The sequence below is a fragment of the Campylobacter sp. 110 genome (assembly GCF_002383965.1).
In the GTDB taxonomy this organism is placed as follows: Bacteria; Campylobacterota; Campylobacteria; order Campylobacterales; family Campylobacteraceae; genus Campylobacter_D; species Campylobacter_D coli.
In genome coordinates, this window is sequence record NZ_NXBD01000017.1 from 21,423 (window position 1) to 46,242 (window position 24,820).

At 31.2% G+C, this 24,820-nt stretch carries 25 protein-coding genes; 4 read left to right on the forward strand and 21 right to left on the reverse strand.

Annotation, left to right across the window (positions count from 1 at the left end; translation table 11 throughout):
- Window positions 1–112: 112 nt before the first annotated feature.
- Window positions 113–595 (reverse strand): peptidylprolyl isomerase, encoded by a 483-nt coding sequence (locus BGS43_RS01555; RefSeq protein ID WP_002825322.1) that lies wholly within the window; start codon window positions 593–595, stop codon window positions 113–115.
- A gap of 9 nt (window positions 596–604) precedes the next feature.
- On the reverse strand, window positions 605–1,312 hold the full coding sequence (locus BGS43_RS01560) for a YebC/PmpR family DNA-binding transcriptional regulator (protein ID WP_002780603.1): 708 nt from the start codon (window positions 1,310–1,312) through the stop codon (window positions 605–607).
- Between the two features lie 73 nt (window positions 1,313–1,385).
- Here BGS43_RS01560 and BGS43_RS01565 point away from each other — a divergent pair, with 73 nt between their 5' ends.
- Window positions 1,386–1,760: a DMT family transporter gene (locus BGS43_RS01565; RefSeq protein WP_072212077.1), complete on the forward strand. Its 375-nt coding sequence runs from the start codon at window positions 1,386–1,388 to the stop codon at window positions 1,758–1,760.
- Window positions 1,760–2,068, forward strand: coding sequence for a DMT family transporter (locus BGS43_RS01570; RefSeq protein ID WP_002780599.1), 309 nt, complete (start codon window positions 1,760–1,762; stop codon window positions 2,066–2,068). The genes BGS43_RS01565 and BGS43_RS01570 overlap by 1 nt, the downstream gene beginning before the upstream one ends.
- 17 nt (window positions 2,069–2,085) lie before the next feature.
- On the opposite strand, the gene argS is transcribed toward BGS43_RS01570, so the two are convergent.
- From argS to cetC, 17 genes are all read right to left on the reverse strand, one after another.
- Window positions 2,086–3,678 (reverse strand): arginine--tRNA ligase, encoded by a 1,593-nt coding sequence (argS, locus tag BGS43_RS01575; RefSeq protein ID WP_042963601.1) that lies wholly within the window; start codon window positions 3,676–3,678, stop codon window positions 2,086–2,088.
- 10 nt (window positions 3,679–3,688) lie between these two features.
- Window positions 3,689–3,928, reverse strand: coding sequence for a Sec-independent protein translocase subunit TatA/TatB (locus BGS43_RS01580; protein ID WP_002777313.1), 240 nt, complete (start codon window positions 3,926–3,928; stop codon window positions 3,689–3,691).
- A gap of 1 nt (window position 3,929) precedes the next feature.
- The gene (gmk, locus tag BGS43_RS01585) at window positions 3,930–4,547 is read right to left on the reverse strand and encodes a guanylate kinase (protein WP_002825320.1); all 618 of its coding nucleotides are present in this window, start codon (window positions 4,545–4,547) and stop codon (window positions 3,930–3,932) included.
- Window positions 4,544–6,100: a hypothetical protein gene (locus tag BGS43_RS01590; RefSeq protein ID WP_002825319.1), complete on the reverse strand. Its 1,557-nt coding sequence runs from the start codon at window positions 6,098–6,100 to the stop codon at window positions 4,544–4,546. The genes gmk and BGS43_RS01590 overlap by 4 nt, the downstream gene beginning before the upstream one ends.
- 55 nt (window positions 6,101–6,155) lie before the next feature.
- Window positions 6,156–6,923 (reverse strand): flagellar biosynthetic protein FliR, encoded by a 768-nt coding sequence (fliR, locus tag BGS43_RS01595; protein WP_002825317.1) that lies wholly within the window; start codon window positions 6,921–6,923, stop codon window positions 6,156–6,158.
- A complete protein-coding gene (locus BGS43_RS01600; protein WP_002825316.1) occupies window positions 6,910–7,545 on the reverse strand; it encodes an ABC transporter ATP-binding protein in 636 nt (211 codons plus the stop codon). Before BGS43_RS01600 ends, fliR begins: the two co-directional genes overlap by 14 nt.
- Window positions 7,546–7,554: 9 nt before the next feature.
- Window positions 7,555–8,628: a translation elongation factor Ts gene (gene tsf / locus BGS43_RS01605; RefSeq protein ID WP_042963599.1), complete on the reverse strand. Its 1,074-nt coding sequence runs from the start codon at window positions 8,626–8,628 to the stop codon at window positions 7,555–7,557.
- Window positions 8,628–9,419 carry a 30S ribosomal protein S2 gene (rpsB, locus tag BGS43_RS01610; RefSeq protein ID WP_042963598.1) on the reverse strand — a complete coding sequence of 264 codons (792 nt, stop codon included), beginning with the start codon at window positions 9,417–9,419 and terminating at the stop codon, window positions 8,628–8,630. The genes tsf and rpsB overlap by 1 nt, the downstream gene beginning before the upstream one ends.
- Window positions 9,420–9,535: 116 nt before the next feature.
- Window positions 9,536–10,699: an SAM-dependent methyltransferase gene (locus BGS43_RS01615; RefSeq protein WP_002825313.1), complete on the reverse strand. Its 1,164-nt coding sequence runs from the start codon at window positions 10,697–10,699 to the stop codon at window positions 9,536–9,538.
- 126 nt (window positions 10,700–10,825) lie between these two features.
- Window positions 10,826–11,950 carry a c-type cytochrome gene (locus BGS43_RS01620; protein WP_044600691.1) on the reverse strand — a complete coding sequence of 375 codons (1,125 nt, stop codon included), beginning with the start codon at window positions 11,948–11,950 and terminating at the stop codon, window positions 10,826–10,828.
- The gene (locus BGS43_RS01625; protein WP_002800995.1) at window positions 11,947–13,197 is read right to left on the reverse strand and encodes a cytochrome b; all 1,251 of its coding nucleotides are present in this window, start codon (window positions 13,195–13,197) and stop codon (window positions 11,947–11,949) included. The genes BGS43_RS01620 and BGS43_RS01625 overlap by 4 nt, the downstream gene beginning before the upstream one ends.
- A gap of 1 nt (window position 13,198) precedes the next feature.
- Window positions 13,199–13,702, reverse strand: coding sequence for a ubiquinol-cytochrome c reductase iron-sulfur subunit (gene petA, locus BGS43_RS01630; RefSeq protein WP_002780564.1), 504 nt, complete (start codon window positions 13,700–13,702; stop codon window positions 13,199–13,201).
- A gap of 87 nt (window positions 13,703–13,789) precedes the next feature.
- Complete coding sequence (locus tag BGS43_RS01635; protein WP_096568562.1) at window positions 13,790–15,058, reverse strand: arsenic transporter; 1,269 nt, start codon at window positions 15,056–15,058, stop codon at window positions 13,790–13,792.
- Window positions 15,059–16,918, reverse strand: coding sequence for a tRNA uridine-5-carboxymethylaminomethyl(34) synthesis enzyme MnmG (gene mnmG, locus BGS43_RS01640; protein WP_042963042.1), 1,860 nt, complete (start codon window positions 16,916–16,918; stop codon window positions 15,059–15,061).
- Window positions 16,919–17,005: 87 nt separating this feature from the next.
- On the reverse strand, window positions 17,006–17,503 hold the full coding sequence (gene cetB, locus BGS43_RS01645; RefSeq protein ID WP_002834696.1) for a bipartate energy taxis response protein CetB: 498 nt from the start codon (window positions 17,501–17,503) through the stop codon (window positions 17,006–17,008).
- Between the two features lie 17 nt (window positions 17,504–17,520).
- A complete protein-coding gene (gene cetA, locus BGS43_RS01650) occupies window positions 17,521–18,900 on the reverse strand; it encodes a bipartate energy taxis response protein CetA (protein WP_096568565.1) in 1,380 nt (459 codons plus the stop codon).
- A 119-nt stretch (window positions 18,901–19,019) separates the two neighbouring features.
- The gene (gene cetC / locus BGS43_RS01655; protein ID WP_002825304.1) at window positions 19,020–19,514 is read right to left on the reverse strand and encodes an energy taxis response protein CetC; all 495 of its coding nucleotides are present in this window, start codon (window positions 19,512–19,514) and stop codon (window positions 19,020–19,022) included.
- A 268-nt stretch (window positions 19,515–19,782) separates the two neighbouring features.
- On the opposite strand from cetC, the gene BGS43_RS01660 reads away from it, so the two are divergent.
- Complete coding sequence (locus BGS43_RS01660) at window positions 19,783–21,159, forward strand: cation:dicarboxylate symporter family transporter (protein ID WP_002825303.1); 1,377 nt, start codon at window positions 19,783–19,785, stop codon at window positions 21,157–21,159.
- On the opposite strand, the gene BGS43_RS01665 is transcribed toward BGS43_RS01660, so the two are convergent.
- On the reverse strand, window positions 21,156–21,959 hold the full coding sequence (locus BGS43_RS01665) for an inverse autotransporter beta domain-containing protein (RefSeq protein WP_002825301.1): 804 nt from the start codon (window positions 21,957–21,959) through the stop codon (window positions 21,156–21,158). The two genes, BGS43_RS01660 and BGS43_RS01665, sit on opposite strands and share 4 nt — an antisense overlap.
- A gap of 147 nt (window positions 21,960–22,106) precedes the next feature.
- Between BGS43_RS01665 and BGS43_RS01670 the strand changes: the two genes are divergently transcribed.
- On the forward strand, window positions 22,107–23,633 hold the full coding sequence (locus BGS43_RS01670; RefSeq protein ID WP_002825297.1) for an inorganic phosphate transporter: 1,527 nt from the start codon (window positions 22,107–22,109) through the stop codon (window positions 23,631–23,633).
- 2 nt (window positions 23,634–23,635) lie between these two features.
- On the opposite strand, the gene BGS43_RS01675 is transcribed toward BGS43_RS01670, so the two are convergent.
- On the reverse strand, window positions 23,636–24,817 hold the full coding sequence (locus tag BGS43_RS01675; protein WP_057032403.1) for a metal-dependent hydrolase: 1,182 nt from the start codon (window positions 24,815–24,817) through the stop codon (window positions 23,636–23,638).
- Window positions 24,818–24,820: the final 3 nt, after the last annotated feature.

A 24,820-nucleotide genomic window follows, 5' to 3' on the forward strand; every position in this document is an offset into this window, starting at 1 on the left:
ATAGAAAAAAAAGTTTAAAAAAAAATTATACATTAATCATTTTTAGCTAGTCAAACTTATGACTAGCTTTGTAAATATTGTAGTTTCAAAAAAGTTTTAAAATTTTAAATTTTTAAATTTTATCGCAAATTTTTATGTCTAAAATTTTATCTCCTTGGCGTATAGAGTCTAAAACTTCTAAACTTTCTTCATCTTTTGGATCAATTTGCCCAAAAACAGTATGAACCCCATCTAAATGAGCTTGAGGGCTGTGACAAATGAAAAATTGAGAACCACCCGTATCGCGTCCTGCGTGTGCCATAGATAAAGTTCCACGCTCATGTTTATGCTCTTGATCATCACATTCGCAAATGATTTCATATCCAGGCCCACCTACACCATTGCCGTGTGGACAACCTCCTTGTATGACAAAATTTGGGATCACACGATGAAAATTTAAATCTTTATAAAACCCTTCATTAGCCAAAGTAGCAAAATTACAAACCGTTTGCGGAGCCTCATTACCAAAAAGTTTTAATTTCATTGTGCCTTTTTCAGTTTCTATAAGAGCAAATTTGTATTCATTTACTTTGCTTGTGTCGATTGTTTTTATCATTATTTCTCCTTAATCTATATTTGTATAAACAGCTTGAACATCATCATCATCTTCTAACTTATCTAAAAGTTTTTCTATATCGCTAAGCTGTTCTTCGCTAAAGCTTACAGGATTGTTTGGTATATACTCAAGCCCTGCTTTTTTAAGAACTAAACCCTTAGCTTCTATAGCAGAACTTAGCTCACCAAAGGCAGTATAATCACCGCTAATTACTAACTCTTCTTCATTTTGCTCTAATTCTTCAAGCCCTGCATCGATCAAATCAAGCTCTAATTCTTCTAAATCTCCTGCAAATTTTTCAAGATGAAAAACCGCTTTTCTAGTAAACATAAAGCCTAAAGATCCATTTTGTAAAACTTCTCCTCCATTTTTACTAAAAATAGCTTTTACATTAGCCACGGTGCGTGTAGGGTTATCGCTCATACATTCAACTATAACCAAAGCTCCATGTGCAGCTTTTCCTTCATAATGAATGTTTTTAATATCTGCGCTATCTTTTCCACTTGCACGCTTAATAGCCGCATCTATATTATCTTTTGGCATATTATTTGCTTTTGCTGTGGCTATAGCACTTCTTAATTTTGGATTCATATCAGGATCAGTGCCACCTTCTTTAGCAGCTACTTGTATGGCTTTAGCAAGCTTAGGAAAAAGCTTACTCATTTTATCCCATCTAGCCTCTTTAGAAGCTCTTCGGTATTCAAACGCTCGTCCCATAAATTCTCACTTTCTTTAAGATTTCTAAAGTTAAAAGTATAAAACAAAAAGGCTAATTAAAGCTTTAAATGATATGATTTTACCATTTATTTTTAGGAGGGCTTTCTTGAATTTAATAAAAAAAGAACTTTTTATAGCTTGGTTCTTTCTTATTAGTGCAATTGTTTTTGAAGTTTTAGGTACGAGTTTTTTAAAAATGAACAATCCTATTTTAGCCTATAGCTTTATGGCTATTTTTATAGCTTTTTCTTATTTCTTTATGGGAAAAGCAATTAAAAAAATTCAAGTAGGAATTGCCTATGCTGTGTGGGAACTTTTGGGTATTATTCTTATACTTTTAGTTTCTTTTATACTTTTTAAAGAAAGCCTAACTTCAACTCAAATGCTAGGCATCGCCCTTTCTATCATCGGAATCATCTTGATTAATATAGGCGAGGTTAAAGAATAATGTATATTTTTATCATTGTTCTATCGGCATTGTTAGATATCGTAGCAAATTTATTACTAAAAAAATCAGATGGTTTTAAACATAAAATTTGGGGCTTGGCTGCGATTGTCAATGCTATACTTGCTTTTTTTCTACTTTCTTTTTCTTTAAAATATGTTCCTTTAAGCATAGCTTACTCAACTTGGGGTGCTATAGGCATCATAGGAACTTGTCTTGGTGGATGGATTTTATATAAAGAAAAATTAAACAAAATAGGAATTTTAGGTATCATTATCGTAATAATAGCAGTATTTTTGCTAAATTATTAAAACAGCAAAATGCTGTTTTAATGTTCCATTTTGTTTTTCGCTTCAATACCCATTAAAGAAAATGCGGTTTTAATACTAAGAGCAACCAAAGAAAATAATTTAAGCAAATCATTTTCATTTGCAGAGCCTACAACTTTATTTTCATTGTAGAATTTATGAAAATTTGCAGCTAAATTTTTAAGATAATCAGGAATTTTTTGCAAAGCGCGCGCTTCAAAAGCATCGCTTAAAACAGCTTTTAAATTCAAAGCTTCAAAAAGCAAATTTACTCCATCTTGATTTAGGCTTTGTAAATCTGCATCAATCACATCATCAATTTTTTTACACGCTTTGCCAAAAACTTGATGAATTCTAGCATGAGCATAGTTGATATAATACACAGGATTAGAACTATCTTCTTTTTGCAAATCACTAATATCAAATTCCAAATGCGTATCGCATTTTTTGCTCAAAAAGATATAACGCAAAGCATCACTTCCTATCTCATCAACCACATCGCTCATCAAGATAAAATTTCCTGCTCTTTTACTCATTTTATAAGGTTCTCCATCTTTAAGTAGGGAAACCATTTGTGCTAAAATAATCTCAAGATTATTAGAGTCAAATCCCAAAAATTCCATCGCAGCTTTCATTCTAGGGATATAACCATGATGATCTGCTCCCCAAATATTGATACATTTATCATAGCCTCTACTCATTTTATCCTTATGATAAACTATATCCGCTGCTAAATAAGTCCCACGGCCATCTTCACGGATAATAACACGATCTTTTTCATCTCCTTTTAAAGACGAAGCAAGCCAAATTTTACCTTCTTGCTCGTAAATTCCTTTATGCTCTTTTAAAGATTCTAAAGTTGCATTTAAAGCATCATAATACGATCTTTCGCTTACATAGTTGTCAATTTTAATCTTTGCTTGTTCTAAATTTTGTTTAATCAAAACAAGCATTTTATCTTTTGCCCAATCAGCCAAACTAGGGATATTTTCTTCGCTGAAAAAATCTTGAGAAAAGTGTTCATAGGCTTCCTTTGCAAGATCTGTGATATAATCACCCTTATAATACTGCTCAGGATATTCCACTTCCTCTTTTAAAATGCTTTCTTTAATGCTTAAGAAAATAGAAAGTCCTAGTAAATAAATTTGATTACCCGCATCATTGACATAATATTCTGTGTCAAATTTATATCCTAAGTGTTTTGCAACGCGTGCCAAAGTATCACCAAAAACCGCACCTCTTGCATGCCCTATATGTAAAGGGCCTGTAGGATTAGCACTGACATATTCAAGCAAAAAACTTTCAGTTTTATCCTCTCCTTTGGAAAATTCATTTGGATTTTGTAAGGCTTTATTTGCAAGCTCATTTAAAAAGGTTTTTGATAATCTAAAATTCAAATATCCATTGAGTGCTTCAACCTTATCAAAATAGCTATGTTCTTGAAATTTAGCAGCTAGTTCATTTGCTATAGAAATAGGCGATTTTCTTAATTCTTTAGCTAAAGAAAAAGCCAAAGGGGTGGCAAAATGAGCTAGATTTTTATCCTTTGGATTTTCAAGTGCAAAATCGCACTCTAAAATTTTTTTAACTTCATTAAAAATAATATTTTTCAAAAACTAAGCCTTAAGATTTTTTTACTTCATCTATATTTGCATCAGTATTTGCATGATTGGTTGTATTTTGCTTTTCTTCGATTTTATGCGCATTTTTTGCTGCTTCATCCTCATTGCTCATTTCATCTTTAAAAGTCTTAATACCCTTACCCAAGCCTTTTGCAAGCTCTGGTATCTTTTTGGCTCCAAAAAGTAATACAACAATTAATAAAATAATTAACCAATGACTTGGACTTGACCAACCACCCATTTTATTCTCCTTTGTTCCAAATATTTTGAATTTGCTCTAGATTTTGCCCTTTAGTCTTAAACTTATGGGCAATTAAAATTGCTCTTAATGCTTCGTAACTTTCCTCTAGCTTATCGTTAATGATAAAATAATCATACTCATTAAGCTCTTTCATTTCATCACTTGCATTTTGCAATCTCTTCTCTAGTTGCAATATTGTATCAGTATTTCGCTTAATAAGTCTTTTTTTTAATTCATCTTTATTTTTTGTAGTGATAAAAACAGAAATGATTTTTTCAGCCATTTTCTTTTTGACTATCTTAAAACCTTGTACATCTATATCAAAAACAACTATTTTTCCATCATTTAAAGCATTTTGTGTATGTTCAAGCGAAGTGCCATAAAAATTTTCATGCACTTTAGCCCATTCTAAAAATTGCTCCTTATCTATACCTTGTTGAAATTCATCATGTGTGATAAAATAATAATCCACTCCATGCTGCTCACCTTCTCTTGGCAAGCGTGTTGTTGAAGAAATAGAAAAATAAAGCTCTTCTTGAAATTCATTAAAAAGTCTTTTTAAAAGAGTAGATTTTCCTGCTCCGCTTGGCCCTGAAACCAACAATATAAAAGCACTCAATTTTTATCCTCATTAAAACTAATGCTAATATTTATATTCATATTCATACCCTTAAGTGCTGCTTTTAAGGTATCATCTTTAATGCTTGAAGTAATAGCCCCTGCTATACTTTGGCTTAATTCATTAACAATTTCTTCACTTGCTTCACTTGCTAGTTGATCTTCTTTGATTTTTAATTTCTCGCTTTTATTATCTTCTAAAGTAGATATTTCTTCGCCTAAAGCTTCTTGTATATCGCTTTCTTTTAAACTATCAAAATCATTGATTTCTAATTTTGGAACAACGATTTCCTCATCATTATTTGGCAAATCTTTATCGTCTAAAATAGGCTCTTCTTTAAAATCCTCTAAAACCTTAATACTATCATCGCTATCAATATCGTATTCAAGCTCATCAAGTTGTGCTAACTCTTCTTTGATTTGATCTTGAGTGCTTAAGCTACTCATTTCTTCAAATTCATCATGTTCATTTAAATTTTCTTGATCTTCTACAACAGGCAAGAAATCCTCTACAGCTTCATCCTCTTCTTTTCTTTGACCTAAAAATTCAGCATCTTCTGGAATATCATCAAAATCGATTTTTCTTTCTTGCTCTTCAACGATAGGAAAATCATCTGTAATAAAATCTTGCGATTGGGTTTTCTCAAGTTTTTCCTCTTTTCCTGACACTTCAAATTCTGCTTCTTCTTTTGTATCTAAATTATTATTTACAATTGCTTCTTGAGCTTCAGAGTTTTCATTATCTTGCACTAAGTCATCATTTAAATTATCAACTTGATCTTCAAGTTCTTGAGTATCTTCTATTTTATCTTGTTCATCTTGGTTTGCATCTTGTTCTTGTGTATCTTGCTCTTGAATTTCAAATTCTTCTTTATTTTCTTCGCTAGTTTTATCATCTAAAATATCATCTTGAAATGCTACTTCCAAAGCTTGCTCATCTTCATTTTTTTCCTCTATATGATTAGCTGTGGTTTGTTCTGACGCTTCATTCTCTTCTTGATCTTCATCAAGACTTAAATCATCTAAATTTAATTCTTTATCGGTATTTTCACTAGCAATTTCTTTCTGGTTTGTTTCTTCTTCCATGTCATCTAAAGCTAAAGATTCTAAATTTTCTTCCATAGAAAGCTTATTTTCTTGCGTATCTTCAGTATTTTCATCAGGCAAGTCATCTAAATTTAAACCATCTAAATCTAAACTGATATTAGCGTAAGGATTTTCAGCTTCTTCGATTGGCAAAATAGTGTCATCTGCGATTTTAAGATTTTCTTGATTGAGTAAATTTAAAAAGTCTGTAGGTAAAAATGGTTTATGCAAAATTAAGGCATCAATATCCGCACTTTGATTACGCGGCGCTAAAAAAATTAATTTATCGCATTTTTCTTTAAGAATTTTCAAAGGAGCAGGTGTATCACTGTCAACTATAATCACATCATAATGACCTAAATTTTCATCATAGGCATTAATTTCCTCAAAATCATAAGACATTTTTTTTGCACTCAAGCTTATAAGTCTTGATACAACAGGGTTTTCATTCAAAAGTAAAATTTTCATCACTTTAATCCTTAAAAATAATTGCTATTCTATAACATTTTCATTTATCCTTTGCTTAGGCGAAAAACAGAGTTTGCATATGAGTAAAAACCTCCAAAATCAAATCTTTAAAATATTGCATCATCACAAGCAAAATAGCTATTAGAACTACAAATCCTAAAGCTATCTTGATAGGATAACCAATTACTAAAAGATTAAATTGTGGCATAGTTTTCATTAAAAGCCCAAAAATAGTATCTGCCAAAAGAGAAATTCCAAGTATTGGAAAACTCATCGTAAAACCTATAATGAAAATATTCAACATCCCCATATTTAGATAATGCATTAAATTTTCATGAGGATAAAAACCGCCAAGATTTATATAACCCAAAGAATGACTTAGAAATAAAAGCATTAAATGATGACCATCAAAAGCAAGAAAAAATAATAAAGCAATCAAATGCAAAATTTGAGAAGTAATAGGCATATTTGTTCCAGAACTTGGATCTAAAACGCTTGCCATAGTAAATCCCATAGTAAAAGCTATCTGCTCGCCCGCCATCATAACAATAGCAAAAACAATCTGCAGCATAAGCCCTGCTATCATTCCAAAAACAATTTCACTTAAAAGCTGTATAATAAAAAAACTATCTAAATGCAAAATTTCAAGTTTTGCTAAAGGGAATAAATACATTGTTAAAAATAATGCAAAAGTAGTTTTGATAATCATAGGGATAGAATTATGAGAAAAAAAAGGAAAAAATACTACAAGTCCACTCATTCTAGCAAAGAGCAACATAAAGGTGGCTACATTTTTATCTCCTAAATAATTAACAAATTCCATTGGTATTTAAAATATAAGTCTTATCACAAAATTGAGCAAGTTTAGAATCATGAGTAACAAAAAATAAAGCGGCATCATTTTCTTTGACATAAGAAACCAAAAGCTCTATAACATTTTTAGCATTATCAAAATCCAAATTTCCCGTAGCCTCATCGGCAAAAATAATTTTTGGTTTTTTGCAAAGCACTCTAGCTATGCTTACGCGTTGTTGCTGACCTCCGCTTAATTTACCTATTTTTTGTTTCAAAAGCTCATGAATACCTAGTTTTTTTAAGATTTTTTCATCTAAATCTTGGTTTGATAAAACACTAGCAAGTTCTATATTTTCTAAAGCTGAAAAACCTTTAAAAAGATAATGGGTTTGAAAAATGATGCCCAAGTCATAACGACGAATTTTCAGTCTTTCATTTTCACTTATCTTGTAAAGATTTTGACCCTTAAAAAAAACTTCGCCCTTGTTTGGCTTTAATAAAGAAGAAATTATATGCAAAAGAGTGGATTTTCCGCAGCCACTACTGCCTTGTATAGCAATACAATCTTTTTGATTTAAAGAAAAATTTAAATTTTCAAAGAGCGGATAATCAAAGCTATGACCTAAATTTTCCGCTCTTAATAATTCCATTTTAATACTTTAAAGCTGTGCAGCAACTTCAGCAGCAAAATCTTCGGTTTTCTTTTCTAAACCTTCTCCTACTTCAAAACGAATGAATTCAACTATTTTGATTTTTCCGCCTAATTCTTTTTCTTTTTCAGCAATCACTTGTTCAATAGTTTTTTTATCATCCATTACATAAAATTGACCCATTAAAGTAAGTTTGCTATCAAGTTGAGAATTATCCGCTATAAAGCTATTCATTTTACCAGGGATAATATTGTCCCAAATTTTCTCAGGTTTGCCTTGAGCTTTAAGTTCTTCTTTGATTTTTTCTTCAGCTTCTTTTAAAATTGCATCGCTTAATTGTTTGCGACTTGCAAATTGAGGAATTTTATGTTCAGGTTTATTTGGATCTTTCAGTCTGCGTCTTTCTTCATTTTCTTTTTCAAGTTCAGCAACCAAAGCTTTGTATTCATTTTCAACAAAAGTCATATCCAAATCTTCATAACTTAAATAGCTTGGTTTCATAGCAGCTATATGCATGCAAAGTTGTTTTAAGAAATCTCTTGATTTATTTGCTACTTCAGCATTATCACAAGCTGCAGCGATGATAACACCCACACGACCATTGGTATGGATATACCCATTTACTACACCATTTGCACCTGCTTTTAAACTAGCAAATCTTCTTACAACTAAGTTTTCACCGATAGTTGCAATTTGACTTTTTAAATATTCTTCAAATTTTATGCCATTGATTGTACTAGAATGAAGTTCTTCTACACTTTGCAAGCTATTGCTTTGAATATGAGCTGTAGTGTCTTTTGTTAAAGCAATAAACTGATCATTTTTTGCCACAAAATCTGTTTCGGAATTAATCTCACTTACCGTTGCACTTGTAAAATCATCACTTACTTTTACACTTACTAAACCTTCTGCAGCAAGTCTATCTGCTTTTTTAGCAGCCTTACCTAAACCTTTTTCTCTTAAAAGTTGAACTGCTTTGTCAAAGTCTCCATTTGTTTCACTCAAAGCATTTTTACAATCCATCATCCCCGCGCCTGTACTTTCGCGGAGTTCTTTTACCATTGCAGCAGTAATTTCAGCCATTATTCTTGCTCCTCACCGAAGTCTTCTTCGCTCATCACTTCATCTAAAACTTCTTTTTTCTCTTCTTCTGTGATTTCTTTTTCTTCATTTGCCAAAGCTTCACCATCTTGTTCTCTTAAAGCTTTTCCTTCATTAATCGCTTCAGCCATTTCTTGGCAGAAAAGTTGCACTGAGCGGATTGCATCATCATTTCCTGGAATAGGATAAGTTACCAAATCAGGATCGCAGTTTGTATCTAGTGGAGCTACAACAGGAATTCTTAATCTATTTGCTTCTTGAACTGCAATTTTTTCTTTTACTGTATCTATAACGAAAATCATATCAGGTTGAGTTTTCATATAACGAATTCCACCTAAATAAGCTAATAATTTTTCTTTTTTTCTTGTAAGCATTAAAGCCTCTTTTTTAGTTAAAAGCTTAATACTTCCATCTTCTTCCATTTTTTCAATTACTTCTAATTTTCTAATTGATTGGCGAATAGTACCAAAATTTGTCATCATACCGCCAAGCCATCTATGATTTACATAAGGCATACCGCATTTTTCAGCGTATTCTTTAATCGCTCCACCAGCTTGCTTTTTTGTACCAACAAAAAGTATAGTTTTTCCTTCAGCGGCAGCATCACGAACGATATTATAGGTATATCTAAAATATCTTAAAGTTTTTTGCAAATCAATTACATAAATACCTTTTCTCTCGCCAAAAATGAATTTTTTCATCTTTGGATTCCAGCGTCTTGTTTGATGTCCAAAATGTACACCACATTCCAATAAATCTCTCATACTTACCATGAGTTTCTCCTTATAATTTAGCTTTATTCCTCCGCATCCCTTATCTATAAAACAAGCTAAAAGGACTTGATGCGTGCGAAATGAAGCTAAGATTATATCAAATTTAAGTTTAGTATTTACTTATAAATATACTCTTTAGTAAGACTAAGATTGTTATTGATTTCTTTTGTAATTAAAAATTGAAACAAATCTACACTTCCAACGCGAAACGCAGAAGCACAAGAGCGAAGATATAAATCCCACATTCTTATAAATTCTTCATCGTATTTTTTTCTTACTTGAGGTAATACTTGATTAAAATTATTACTCCACATATCTAAAGTTTTTGCATAGTGTATTCTCAAGCTTTCTGCTAAAAGAAGGTGAAAATCCCATTCACTCATAGCACTTACAACCTCTCTTAATGATGGCAAATAGCCTCCTGGAAAAATATATTTATCTATCCAAGCATTAGTTTTTCCTTCAAACATTGCCAAAATTGAATGCAAAAGCATAGAACCCCCTGGTTTTAATACTTGTTTTGCTTTCATAAAATAAAGTCCTAAATTTTCTTTGCCTACATGTTCAAACATTCCCACTGAAACAACTTTATCAAAATAATCCTCAAATTCCAAATCTTGATAGTTTTGAAGTCTTATCTCTACTCTATCCTCAAGCTTAAGCTCTTTTACTCTTTCTTGGGCTTTCTTGCATTGTTCTTCTGAAATAGTAATTCCAACAACCTTAACTCCATATTTTTGTGCCGCCATAATAGAAAGCCAACCCCAACCACAACCTATATCCAAAAGCTTTTCGTTAGGTTTTAAATCGAGTTTTTTAAGAGTATGCTCTATTTTATTGATTTGAGCTTCATAAAGAGTATCGCTAGAAGTCTTAAAATAAGCGCAAGAATAACTCATCGTATCATCAAGCCAAAGTCTATAAAAATCATTGCCTATATCATAATGACTTTTGATGTTTTTACTTTCTTCTTTTTGGGCTATTTTACTCAAGATATCTTCTTTATTTTTTAAAAAACGTTTATTGGAAAAATAATACAAAACTTTAGCTATTTCATCATAATCACCCTCTATTTCTAACTTGGATTCCATATAATGTTTTGCAAAAACTAAACTCGTATCACTAAATAATTCTAACAAAGGTATTTTTTCTTTGAAAATTAAAGAAAATTTAGCAGGTTGATTGCCCACATAAAATTCTTCTTGATCCCAAAATACAATTCTAAAATTTCCATAATTCCATTTTGAAAGAATAAATTTAATCATTTGTTTTTCAAGCATGATATACTCCAATTAATAAAAATTATTATTTGATAGTATCTCTTAATTATGTTTAAAATTTAATAAAATCGAAGAAAAGAAGGATTTTTGCCACAGATGTAAAATAGTGGCAAAAATTTTATAATATTAATGTAGTTTAGACCAAACAGAACGCTTCCAGCCTATAGCAAAAATACTTAGAATTACAAAGAATATCATTATATAAATTCCTGTGCTTTCTCTTTCTTCTTTTTTGCTATCGCCCACTTTTTCAAGATAAGATACAACTTTAACTTGTGCATCTTCTGTTAAACCTACTCTTGGCATAGCAGTTCCTGGAAGAAGTTTTTGAGTATTATTGATAAAATCATGCAAGTATTGCTCCCCGCGAGATCTAATCATCATAGAAAGATCAGGTGGAACTGAACCTAAATAATTTGCCAAGTCATTATGGTTAGATGGGGTAAAGAAATTATCATACTTAATATCATGACAACGACCACAAGCTTCTATAAAAGTACTTCTATCTTTAGCAAAAGCAATTTCTTTTTCAACTAAAGCTGATTTCTCGTTAGCGTCTTCAATTTTTGAGTACTTAAGCTCTGCCTCTTGTTTAATTGTAGCATTTTCCTTAGCTTCAAATTTAAGACCTACTTCTTTTAAATAAGCAATAACATCGGCTATATTTGCATTTACAAGCTCTTCACTATCTCCTGAAGTTTCACTATTGTAAGCAGTCATGATAAAAGCATCGCCAAATTTATGATCTACTTTTAAAGCAAGAGCAGGATTCATGATTAAAGCAGCTAAAAACTTCTCATCAAAAATAACACCTGCTGAGCTAAGATCTGGTGGAATTACACCCAAAGAAGAATCTGTAATATTTGCTGCTATATCATCTTCTTTAATGCCATGACATGCAAAACAATTATTATTAAAGAACTCCTTGCCTTTTGCGGCGTTTCCTTTAGTAAAATCAATTTTTGCAACATCTGCCCAAAGCTCTTCTACTTTAGCTAAATTTTCTTTAGCCTTATCTAGATCTTTTTGAGCACTTTCTATTCTTTTTGCGTCATTTGATTTTTTCGCATCTTCTAAAGCTATTTCTTTTTCTGCTATAATACCTTTAGCATAAGCTGTATCTTCTGCTGCATAATCAAAATTAGCAGGAGCAACATGGGGTTTCATTACAGAGTGCGCATAAGGCTCAACTCCCCAATAAACAAGAGCAGTAAAAACTACCACTACTAAAAATATTTTTAGCTCTCTCATTGCTTAGCTCCTTTTCTTTCCATGATAGTTATTACAGGTAAAACGACTATAAATAAAAGTAAAAATATTATAGAAGCATAAAAACCAACCCAAGCATTTACACCTGTTGGAGGTAATTTTCCATAAATAGTTAAAACGATGAGATCTATAAGTAATACCCAAAACCAAATAAAAAATAAAGGTCGTTCATGAGCAGGTTTAACTACATCACTTCTATCAAGCCAAGGAAGCAAGAAGAAAATAACTTGTGCGATACCAAAAGCAGCCAAACCTATATCAAAAGCTTTAATACCTGCAATATCAAAGAAAAATCCTCTTAAAACTTCATAACTCCACAAGAAATACCACTCAGGATAAATATGTGCTGGGGTTTTAAGTGCATTAGCTGGATCAAAGTTGATAGGATCCATTGCAAAACCAAATTTAAAACTTACCAAATAGAAAAAGAAAATCATAAAAAGACAAATATACATAAAGTCTTTAGATAAAAATCCTGGCCAAAAAGGAATTACTTTAGAACCTTTTGTATCACCTGCCATGTATTTTTCAGCTTCTAAATCAAAATCTAATTCTTCAGCGATTTCATTATTTACATGAGGAATTCTTAAAGAATAAAAGTGGAATGCTATGATAGCAATGATTACTATAGGAAGTAAACATACATGAAGCATAAAAAATCTTGTCAAAGTTGGATCAGAAACTGCATAATCACCACGAATCCAAATAACAAGCTCAGGTCCAATAAGCGGAATTCCACCAAAAAGATTAGTAATAACTTGAGCTGCCCAATAACTCATTTGTCCCCAAGGAAGCATGTATCCACTAAAAGCTTCAGCAGAAAATACTACAAAAAGTAGCATACCGCTCACCCAAATCATCTCTCTACCGCGCTTATAAGAACCATAATAAATTCCTGTTAGCATATGAATATAGATGATTAAGAAAATAACCGAAGCAGCAACACCATGCATATGACGCCAAAGCCAACCATACTCCACTTCTTGCATGATAGTTTTATTTACACTATCAAAAGCAAGAGCAGTATCTGGCTTATAATACATAACAAGCAAAAGTCCTGTAATAAAAAGCACAGTAAAAAGAGTAGTTAAAATAACTCCCATTGCCCAAAGAAAATTGATTTGCTTTGGAATCCAATATTTTACCATTAAAACATCAAGTAATTTATGTACTGCTAGTCTTTGATCAAGCCAATCCACTAGCCCATTAGCCTTTCTAATATGCGCCATATTAAGCTTCCTCCGTCATTTTTTTGTATTCTGGACCTTCTTCACCTAGAACAAGTTTGGTTCCATCTATTTTAAAAGGAGGTATATCAAGAGGTCTTGGAGGAGGCCCAAAGGTATTTTTTCCACTTGTATCAAATTCCCCACCATGACAGGCACATTTAAAAAGTTGCTCACTTGCGTGATAAGCAGGAATACAACCCAAATGAGTACAAAGTCCTATAACAACAGTATATGCAGCATTATCTACCACAACATCTCGCTTTGTATCCTTTTCCATATTTGGATCTTTTTTTAAGATAAAAATAGGCTTTTTACGCCATTCTATAGTTCTAAGCTCTCCATCTTGCATTCCCGATAAATCTACTGTAGTAAAACCCGCAGCTTTAACACTTGGAAGCGGATCCCAAGTTTTTTTCACTGCAACGAGTGAAAAAACACCACCTACAGCAGCTACTGTTCCAAATGCAAAACCCATAAAGCTTCGTCTACTTTCAGATGTAGCCATAACTTCGTCCTTTCGTTTTTTATTTTAACCAAATCATTAGTGTATCTAAAATAAAATAAATTTTTTCTTTGTTTACTAAGTTTTATTTTAATATTGCAAAACAAGTGCAAAAAGCGAACAAATGAGCACTGGAAAAGTGATTAAAAAACCAAATTTACAATACTTCCAAAAAGAAATTTCTACACCTTTTTTTGTCAAAAGTCCCAGCCAAAGTAAAGTAGCTAAAGAGCCTATGGGAGTAAGTTTTGGTCCTATATTGACTCCTAAAAGGTGTGCATAAACCATACTTTGAGGAAAATTTTTCAAGGCTAAATCACCAATCAAAGTCATAGGTAGATTATTGAATATAGAAGAAAGAAAAGCCGAGATAAACCCTGTTCCAAAAATAGCAGTAATTTTATTTTGAACTAAAACATCATAGATAGAAATTAAAATATCGCTGATTCCAACCTTATGTAAGGCAAAAACTACCATATAGAGTCCAAAACTAAAAGCAAAAATACCCCAGGGTACATTTTTAATAATTTTCAATGCCTCTCTTTTTTTTAAAAAACAAACAAAAAACCAAAAGAGTAAAGCGCCGCTTACAGCAAAAAAACTAGCATTTAAGTTATAAATTTCTCCTATAAAAAAACTTGATACAAAAAATATTAAATAAATAACACAAAAAATAAAAAGCTTTACCGAAATACAATCATTTGATAAAATATTGATTTCAAGCTCCTTAGGTAATATTTTTACAAAAATCAAAAATACCATTATAATAGTAGAAAATAACACAAATAAATTAGGCAAAAACATAGTCTTAGCAAATTCTAAAAAGTCAAGATCAAAATAATTAGCTGTAATAATATTTGTCAAATTTGAGATAATTAAAGCATTTGAACTTGCATCACATAAAAAAGAAACACTCAATAAAAATACACTTAAGATAGCGCTTTCTTTATAATTTTTAAGAGTTGAAAAAAGCGCAAACACAATAGGCGTAATGATTAAAATAGCTCCATCATTTCCAAATAAAGCCGAAAGACAAAAAACAAAAGCGAGCATAAAAAGCATTAATTTTTTAGTATGAATTGCATGAGAATTTTTAAGTTTTGAAAGGCGCAAAATTCTTATAGCTATAAAGCTAAAAAACCCTAACACTTCCAAGCTAAAGGAAAGTATAATCAAGCCCACAAGTGTTAAGGAGCTATCCCAAACAAGATCAAAAACAAAAAAAGCGTCCTCTAAATTAACCAGCTTAAAAATAAATGCAAATAAAGCCCCAAAAATGGCAATCAACCATAAAGGCAAATTCCATAGACGCCAAAAAAGTAAAACTAAAGTAGATAAAAAAATAAAAAAAGCAAGCATTTAAGCTTTTTTCTTTTGCATTTTGATATAAATTTGCAAAATATCCAACGCTGCAGGAGTGATTCCACTGATTTGACTTGCAGCAAAAATGGTTGGAGGTTTATGATGATTAAGCTTTTCTACAACCTCATTACTCAAACCACTTACACTTTTAAAATCAAAATTTTCAGGAATTTTAAGCTCACTAAGATTTTTCATTTTTTCTACTTGAGCTTTTTGCATACTAATGTAATGATAATACTTTGCCTCATTTAAAATCTCTCTTAAGGAGTAATGATCCATAGTTTCAAATATAGGGTCAAGTTTTTTTAATTTTTCCATATCAAAACTTGCCCTTGCAACAATTTTTTGAAGATTGACTATAGAAGAAATTTTATCTTCTCCCAAACTCTCTAAAAAAGCATTATTTTGGTTGTTAGGTGTGAATTCTTTAGAAAGTAAAAATTCAAGTCCTTTTTGAAGATTGTTTGCGATATTTTGTATATAAGTAAAATCTTGCTCGCTTAAAAGCCCTAAATCATAGCCATATTTTCCAAGTCTAAGTATAGCATTTTCTTCCCTTAAAAGCAGTCTAAATTCCGCTCTTGAAGTAAACATTCTATAAGGTTCTTTTGTACCTTTTATTACTAAATCATCGATTAAAACTCCTATATAAGCTTCATCACGCCTTAAAATCAAAGGCTCTTTCATATCTATGCTTAAACTTGCATTGATTCCTGCCATAAAGCCTTGTGCTGCAGCCTCTTCATAACCTGTAGTTCCATTAATCTGTCCTGCACAATAAAGATTTTTAATCTTTTTAAGTTCTAAAGTATGCTTAAGTTCAGTTGGCTCTATGTAATCATATTCTATAGCATAACCAAAACGGGTTATTTTAGCATTTTCAAAACCTTTTACAGAACGCAACATTTGAGTTTGTACTTCATAAGGTAAAGAAGTAGAAAAACCGTTAATATAATACTCCGTCGCATCAATAGTTTGAGGCTCTATAAAAAGATGATGACTTTCTTTGTCGCTAAAACGATTGATTTTATCTTCTATAGAAGGACAATATCTTGGCCCCACACCTTCAATCTGTCCTGTAAAAAGTGGAGCACGATAAAAATTATTCTTAATAATCTCATGTGTAGTTGTATTAGTGCGTGCGATATAACAAGGAAGTTGAGTAGGATTAAAATTTCTTGAACGAAAACTAAAAGCTTTAGGATTTACATCACCATCTTGAATTTCAAGCACACTAAAATCAATGCTTTTTGCATCTACTCTTGGGCAAGTTCCTGTTTTTAAACGTCCCATTTTTAAACCCAAAGTTTGTAGATAATTGCCTAAATTTACCGAAGCAAGCTCCCCTACCCTACCTGCTTGAAGTTTGTTTTCACCTACATGAATAAGTCCATTTAAAAAAGTTCCTGTTGTAAGTATCACTTTTTTGGCAAAATATGTGTTTTCTAAATTTGTTTTTACGCCTTTAACTTCATCATTTTCTACAATTAAAGCACTCGCTTGTTCTTGAGAAATTTCTAAATTTGAAAGTTTTAAAAGTTTATTACGTGTAATGATACGGTATTTATCCATATCAATTTGTGCCCTACTTCCTTGAACGGCTACACCCTTACTTTCATTTAAAATGCGAAATTGTATCCCTGCTTCATCAGTGATTTCACCCATAAGACCACCCATGGCATCAAGTTCTTTTACCAAATGCCCTTTAGCAAGTCCACCTATGGCTGGATTACAACTTGCCGCTCCTATTTGCTCAATCAATGTAGTTAAAAGTAAGGTTTTTTTACCCATTCTAGCAGCAGCAGCACTTGCTTCAACACCTGCATGTCCACCACCTATAACAATGACATCAAACATATTTTGCCTTGAAAAATGTGAATTTTTAAAAGAAAGATTATATAATATTTAGACTTAAAACAAACTCGTTTTAAGTCTAACAAAAATTTATTTAGCTTCTTGAAGAGAAAAGATTAGCTCATTATAAGTTTTATCTGCATCTTTGCAGAAATTTTTAAGCATCTCAACACCCTTATTTAAGCCTTGTTGCTGTTCTGCTCTTAAAAGATCGCTATAAAGACTTTCTATTGTAGAAATAGCGCTTTTATTTGGCATACGACGAACGGAATAATAGCCTATGATATTATTATTAACATCTATTGATGGGGTTACATTTGCAAAAACCCAATAGTAATTATTATCTTTGGTTTTGTTTTTTACGTAAGCAAAAATTTCCTTACCCTCTCTCATATAATCCCATAAATATTTAAAAACAGTTTTTGGCATCTCTTCATGTCTTACTATGTTATGAGGTTTATTTAAAACTTCACCCATGGTATAACCTGCATATTTTAAAAAATCATCATTTGCATAAACTATTCTACCTTTTAAATCTGTTTTAGAAGTAATTAAACTATCTTCTTGCAAAAAAATTTCTCTTGACATTTTCCCACCCTCTTAATTTATATTTTTAATTTTGCTAAGATTTCAGCACTTCTTTGCTCTAGTGATTTAATATCATTTACAATCGCATCATAAGCTTTTTGATCGATATAATCTTGACTTGATTCTTCTATTGCTTTTTTAGCATTATCTTTTATAAATTCTTTAGCTAAATTTAACTCAGTTTCAGAACTAAGCTCATTAATAACACCTTGAGCTCTCTCATCTTGACAAAGATTAGAAATTGGATCTACACTTTCAAGATTGAAATTTTGAGCCCCATTTAAATTTAAATATATATTTGATTTATAAAGAATATGATCGATTTTAACCACAGACAAAATCAATCTCTTTGCAAAGGATCCAAAATTAACACCAAGAGCACTACTATTTTCTTCTAGACGTTTAAAAGCTTGAGAAAATTTATTAATTCTTTCTTCAGATTCACTAACAATGTTAAAAACTTGCTCACTGCCACTTTGGATATTTACAAAATCTTGTTGCATAGTCTGAATTGCAATAGAAATTTCACTTGTAGATCTTTGAGTTCTTTCTGCTAACTTTCTTACTTCATCAGCCACAACCGCAAAGCCTCTACCATGTTCTCCTGCACGTGCTGCCTCAATAGCGGCATTTAAAGCTAGAAGATTGGTTTGATCAGCTATATCGCGTATTACTTCAACCACTGAAGTGATATTTTGAGAATTAGCCACAAAAGTTTGCACTGTTTCCTTGCTTGAATTTACAACATCCATTAAAGAACCCATAGCACTTTGTAAAGAATCCACTTCTGAGCCATTTTCTGTAGCTGTATGAGAAATGGCATCCACTGTATCATATACATTTTTCATCATACTAATATCTTGATTTAATGAGTTAGAAATTTGAGACATATCTTTATTTTGATTTCCAAGGCTTAAATCCATTAAAGTTCTTGATAAAGCATTTTTAAAAGTAGATCTTGCTGTCACTTCTATGTTTGCTAAAGCTTTATTTATAAATTCGATATTATGAGCAAAAATTCCTTTTAAACCTTCAGGCAAAGCCTTACGATAAAATTCACCTTTTTGAGAACATGAAATAGAAGTATTAATTTCCCTTAAGTAAGCTTCTAGCCCATCAATAGTATTGTTAAGATTATCTGCTATTTCGGCTAATTTTTTGCTTTTTGTTTTTATATAGATAATTCTATTGTCGAAATTACCCTCTTTTAACTCTCTACAAAGAACCAAAAGTTTATCTATCATTATTTGCTCATCTTTATGTTGTCTAAACAAATAAATCATTAAAACAGCGATTAAAATAAAAATCATCACTCCAACATAAATATGAAAAAAAATAGCACCTAAAATACCAATAATGCTTAGAAAAATAGTTGATAATAATCCGTTTTTCACCATAAATTTACGCCTTTTATTGAAAATTTTTTGAAATCATAAATTAAAGCAATACTTTAATAATATATTACTTTAATTTTTAGGCGAAAATTATACAATAAAAAAGATTAAATATATCTTATTTAGTTATTTTCTTGTAAGTTAAAAATAAGTTCATTATAAGTCATTTTATAAGAATTTACAATATCCATTAAAGCTGAAACTCCAGCATTAATGCCTGATTTTTGCTCTTTTTCAAGTAAAATTTTATAAACTTCTTCAATTATAGGAAGAGATTTTCTATTAGGCGCACGACGAACAGAATAATAATTGATGATATTTCCATTAGCATCAAATGAAGCACTTACATTTGCAAAAACCCAGTAAAAATTACCATCTTTGGCTTTATTTTTCACAAATGCAAAAATTTCATCTCCTTTTTGAATATAATCCCAAAGACATTTAAATACAGTGCGTGGCATATCTTCATGTCTCACTATATTATGAGATTTATACAAAAGTTCATCGACTTTATAACCTGCGTATTTTAAAAAGTCATTATTGGCATAAATGATATTCCCTTTAAGATCTGTTTTAGAAGTAATTAAAGCATTTTCAGACAAAACTATTTCTTTCATAATTTAAAACATCCCAATAAAACAAATAAATCAAAAATAGAATTATTACCAATAATAAATAACAAAAAGTAGACTGAATTACAAAATTATAAAATTTTCAAAAATATTTTAAATTTTATAATACAAATAATGAGAAATTTTGTAACATTTATATAAAAAATTGTCATATCATATAAAAGAAATTATTTCTAGATTTGTTTTTTTGTTAAAATTTACAATACGCATTGTTAAAATTATATTTTACAAAGATCAAAAGGAGTGAATAAACTTGGAAACTTTAAGTCAAACTTTAGCTGAAAGAAAACCACCTTTACATAAACGTATTATCAAAAGTCTTGGATTTTGGGTGATTATAGGCATTATTGCAGGTATTGCACTTGGCTATACAGATAAAGAATTAGCCATTGCTAGTAAACCGGGAGTTGATTATTTTATAGGTGCTTTAAAGGTTCTTATAGGCCCTATTATTTTTGTTACTTTGGTTTTGGGCATCATTAGTCTTGAAAGTTTAAAAAAAGTAGGTAGTATTGGCGCTAAAGCGGTTATTTACTTTGAAGTTGTAAGTACTTTAGCACTTGCCATAGGTATTTTTATGGCAAATGTTATGCAACCAGGTCATGGAATGAATCTTGATCCAAGTCAACTTGATACAAAAAGCGTTCAAAAATACATTTCTCAAACCACAGAAGTAAGTGCGAGCTCTGAAATTATGCATATTTTAAAAGATGCTATGCCTACTGATATTATCACACCTTTTACAGAAGGAAAAACCATACAAGTTTTAGTTATTGCTATAATTACTGCTTTGATTATTTCTTTAATGAGAATAGAAGACAAACAGGCAATTCAAAGAGTTTTTGAAGTGGTACAAAATTTTGTTTTTAAAATTCTACAAATCATTATGTATTTTAGTCCTATTGCCGCCTTTTCAGCAATGGCTGTACTCATAGCTCAATACGGAATTGGCTCTTTGGTCAACTTGGCATATTTACTTTTAGTAATGCTGATTTCATGTCTTGTTTTTATATTTGGAATCTTAGGTCTGATTTGTTATTTTGCAAAAGTAAATATCTTCAAATTTATGAGATTTATCTCAAGAGAAATATTGATCGTTTTTGCAACCAGTTCAAGCGAGTCTGCACTTGCTCCTTTAATGAGAAAACTAGAAAAAGCAGGACTTTCTAAAGCAACAGTCGGACTTGTTTTACCAACGGGATATAGTTTTAATCTTGATTGTACAAATATTTATCTAGCTATGAGCTTAATCTTTCTAGCACAAGCTTTCAATGTAAATTTAAGTTTAGCACACGAAATCAGTATTTTAATAGTATTAATGATAGCTTCAAAAGGTGCAGTAGGTGTAACTGGATCAGGTTTTATAGTGCTTGGAAGTACGCTTGCGGCTCTAGGAAATATGGAAATTTCAGAAGCAAATGCAACCTTAGCACAAGTTCTACCAGTAGCTGCTATAGGTATTCTTTTAGGTGTTGACAAATTTATGTCTGAAATGAGGGCAGTTGGAAATCTTTGTGGAAATTCAGTAGCAGCTTTAATCGTTGCCATCTGGGATAAACAAATTGATTGGGAAAAATTCCGCTATGCTATGGATAATCCAGAAAAATTCCATAATGCTGGTATGCATTAACGCACCCTTTGCAAGAAGTCATAACGATTAACTTCTTGCAAGGCATTATCCTTTTTTCTAAGTTGCTTCACAAAGCTCTCGTCAAAATTGAAACTAAAACCCACCTGCAAAACAGTATCGTCAATAGCTTCATTTGCACTAAAATCACGGCGTAATATTTTTAAACTCAAAACACTATAGGGCGAATACGACACTTGATAATTTATCTTCTCACTATCCTTGCTGATATCAAAGATAAAAGCACTATAAGATGGTATAGTAAAACTTACTCCAAACTGCAAATTTTCATCTGCTTCATTTGGAACATAATAATTACCATAAGCTTTTACAAATTGATAATAACCCAATTCAGCTCCAAAGCTTTTACTTTTTTTTTGCTCTTTTTGCCCATCAATAAAGCCATTTATACCCAATAAAAAACCATCTTTCTCATAACGATTGATTAAACCACCTGAATAATTATAACTATCTTGTGTAGCATAAAATTCTTTTTGAAAAAGCAAAGAATTATTCTCCCCCTCATAAAGCGAGTTTAAATTTTTAATTTGCACATTTTCATTTTGAAAATCTAAATTTCCATCCGTTTTATCAATACCATTTTTATTTTCTAATACATTAGATAATATACCATTTAAAGCACTTTTAAAATCAATATTTTCTTCCTTTATTGTCGGTGCTTTTTGGGTAGCTTGATAATTAAATTTTTGCCATTTATTTTGATTATTTTTTAAGGCATTATCTAACTCATCGGCATTTAGCAAAGAGAAAAAAAGTATAAGCATATATAAAATACTTTTCATCACTTTTCCTAAAATTATAATTTATTTATTTATTTTTCATTATAAAAAATTAAAATAAATAAAAATTAGCTACAGAGAATAAGAGCTCTAAAATTTGCAAATTCAGGATTATAAGGGTATAATTAAAGTTAAAAAAGGCTTAACTTTATGCAAAAAGATAATCTTATCGCATTTACCATCTTTACCATTAGCGTAATCGCATTTATCATTTGGGGATTTGGCTATATCTCCCAGCACCAACTCATACTCTTTATACTCGCTTCCATTTTTGGCATATTTATGGCATTTAACATAGGCGGAAACGATGTAGCAAATTCTTTTGGTACTAGTGTGGGAGCTAAAACCGTAACCATAAAACAAGCTTTGATCATAGCAGCTGTTTTTGAACTCAGCGGTGCTATTTTTGCAGGGGCTGAAGTAACCAAAACTATACGCAGTGGAATAGTTATATTTCCTGAACAATTTGATCCTATGCTTTTTGTTGCTATCATGCTAGCTGCTCTTTTAAGCTCGGGTGTTTGGATTTTTATCGCCACAAAAAAAGGCTTGCCTGTATCTACTACACATAGTATCATTGGTGGTATAGTTGGAGCTAGTATCATGATGGGGCTTTTAAAATTTGATGGATCACAAACCTTATCCATGGTTAAATGGAGCGAAATAGTAAGGATTGCTGTATCTTGGGTGATTTCACCTCTTTTAGGAGGACTTGTAGCTTATATCATCTACTCTTATATAGATAAAAAAATACTCAAACCCTCAGAGAAACTTGGCGAAGAATTAAAAAATTTAAAAAAAGAAAGAAAGAAATTTAAAGAAAATTATTTTTTAAATCTTAAAACCAAAAGTATGGAAGAGCAAATCAAAGAACTCTCAGCCATAGCCTTAGAGGATGAAGGACAAGAAAATAGCTTCTATAAAAATCAAATCAAAGAATTTAAAGAAAAAGAAAAAAATATAGATATTTATTCTGTTTTAAAAACACATATGCCTATTATTGCTTGCATTGGAGCTGCTATAATTGCTGCTATGTTTTTATTTAAAGGTTTAAATAATATTAGTACTTTAGATATTTTGCAAAATTTTTGGATTATAGGAATTGTAGGAACCATAAGCTATGTTGTAACCTTTGCCATAGTAAAGATTGTTAAAAAAACCGAATTAAACAAAACGACCGATAGACTTTTTGCTTGGTTTCAAATTTTTACCGCTTCTAGTTTTGCTTTCTCTCATGGGGCTAATGATATAGCTAATGCTATTGGTCCTTTTGCTGCAATCTTAGATGTTCTTAAAAATGGCACCATAAATGCAAATTCTCCTGTGCCTTTTGCCGCTCTAGCTATGTTTGGAGTTGCTTTGGTTATAGGACTTTGGTTTTTAGGTAAAGAAGTGATTACCACTGTAGGTTCTAAACTAGCTTCCATACGCCCTACTACAGGATTTAGTGCAGAACTTGGAGCAAGTATAGTTATACTTTTAGCAACCCAATTTGGAATTCCAGTAAGTTCAACACATATTTTAATCGGTGCAGTTTTGGGTATAGGGGTATATAATAAAAATGCAAATTGGATTATGATGAAGCCTATAGGTTTAGCTTGGATTATTACTTTGCCAGCCGCTGGGATAATGGCAGCACTTGTATTCCTAGGGTTTAAATTAAGCTTAGGACTTTAAGCTTAATTTAAAATTATTTTTTCACCCTTTACAAGATGTAATTTAACCTTTCCAAAAAGTTTGTCATTTGCATAAAGTGAACTTTTTGGAGCAGAAATTTCTTCGTTTTCATCAAAAAGAACTAAATTTGCTTCCTTTCCAACTTCTATAATTCCACTATTTAAACCTAAAAATTCACTTGGATTTTGACTTGTTACTTTACAAAGATTTTGCCAAGTTAAAAGACCTTCTTTGATAAGAAAAGTATAACAAAGACTCATAAATTCACATATGCTATGAATTCCAAAAGCCGCTTCATCAAAGGCTAGATCTTTTAAAGAAATAGACTTCGCACTATGAAGCGAACTTAAAAAATCTATCTTTTCTTGCTTTAAAGCTTGTTTCAAACTTTCTTTATCTTCTTTACTTCTTAGAGGTGGATTGAGTTTTGCTGCTGTATTAAATCCAGCGCAGGCGCTGTCATCTTTGATTAAATGATGTATACTGATAAGTTTTAAATTTTCATCCCCTAAAAGCTCCATAGAACGCTTAAGACTGAGTAAGTCAAAAATCACTTTAACGCCATAAAATTTAGCTATTTCTTTAATCTTTGCTACTTCACTACTCTCTGCTACTGCACTCATGCCCGCAAGGCCTAATTCAAAACTCATTTCACAATCATTCATTACGCCATTATCATCAAAATTCTCATCATAACATTTTACAAAAAGGCTTTTTTCTTTCGTTAAAGCATATTGCATACCTACACGCAAAATATTTGCATTACTCGAACTCTTAAGCTCTAAAGCGTATGCGCCTTTATTTAAAAGTGTGGCTAAATTTTTAAGTTTGCCTTGTTTATCTAAAGCACACGCACTAGGAAAAATTTGAACTTTTCTGGATTTTAAATTTTGCAAAAAAAGTGAAAAACTTTCTTCATCAAAATCCATACAATCACGCAGCATTATAGCACCAACCCCTCCTCTTAAACACTCTTTTTCTAAGAGTTCTAAATTGTTTAGGGAAAATTTATCATTTTTTAAATTTACACATAAATCTACAAAGGATGGCAATAAAGTCATTCCTTGAGCATCTAATACTTCATCGTTATCGTCTAAATTTGCGCCTATTTTTACTATCTTTCCACCTTTAATTAAAAGATCTTGTAAGTTTTCACCATAAATTTTAGCATTTTTAATTAGCATTGA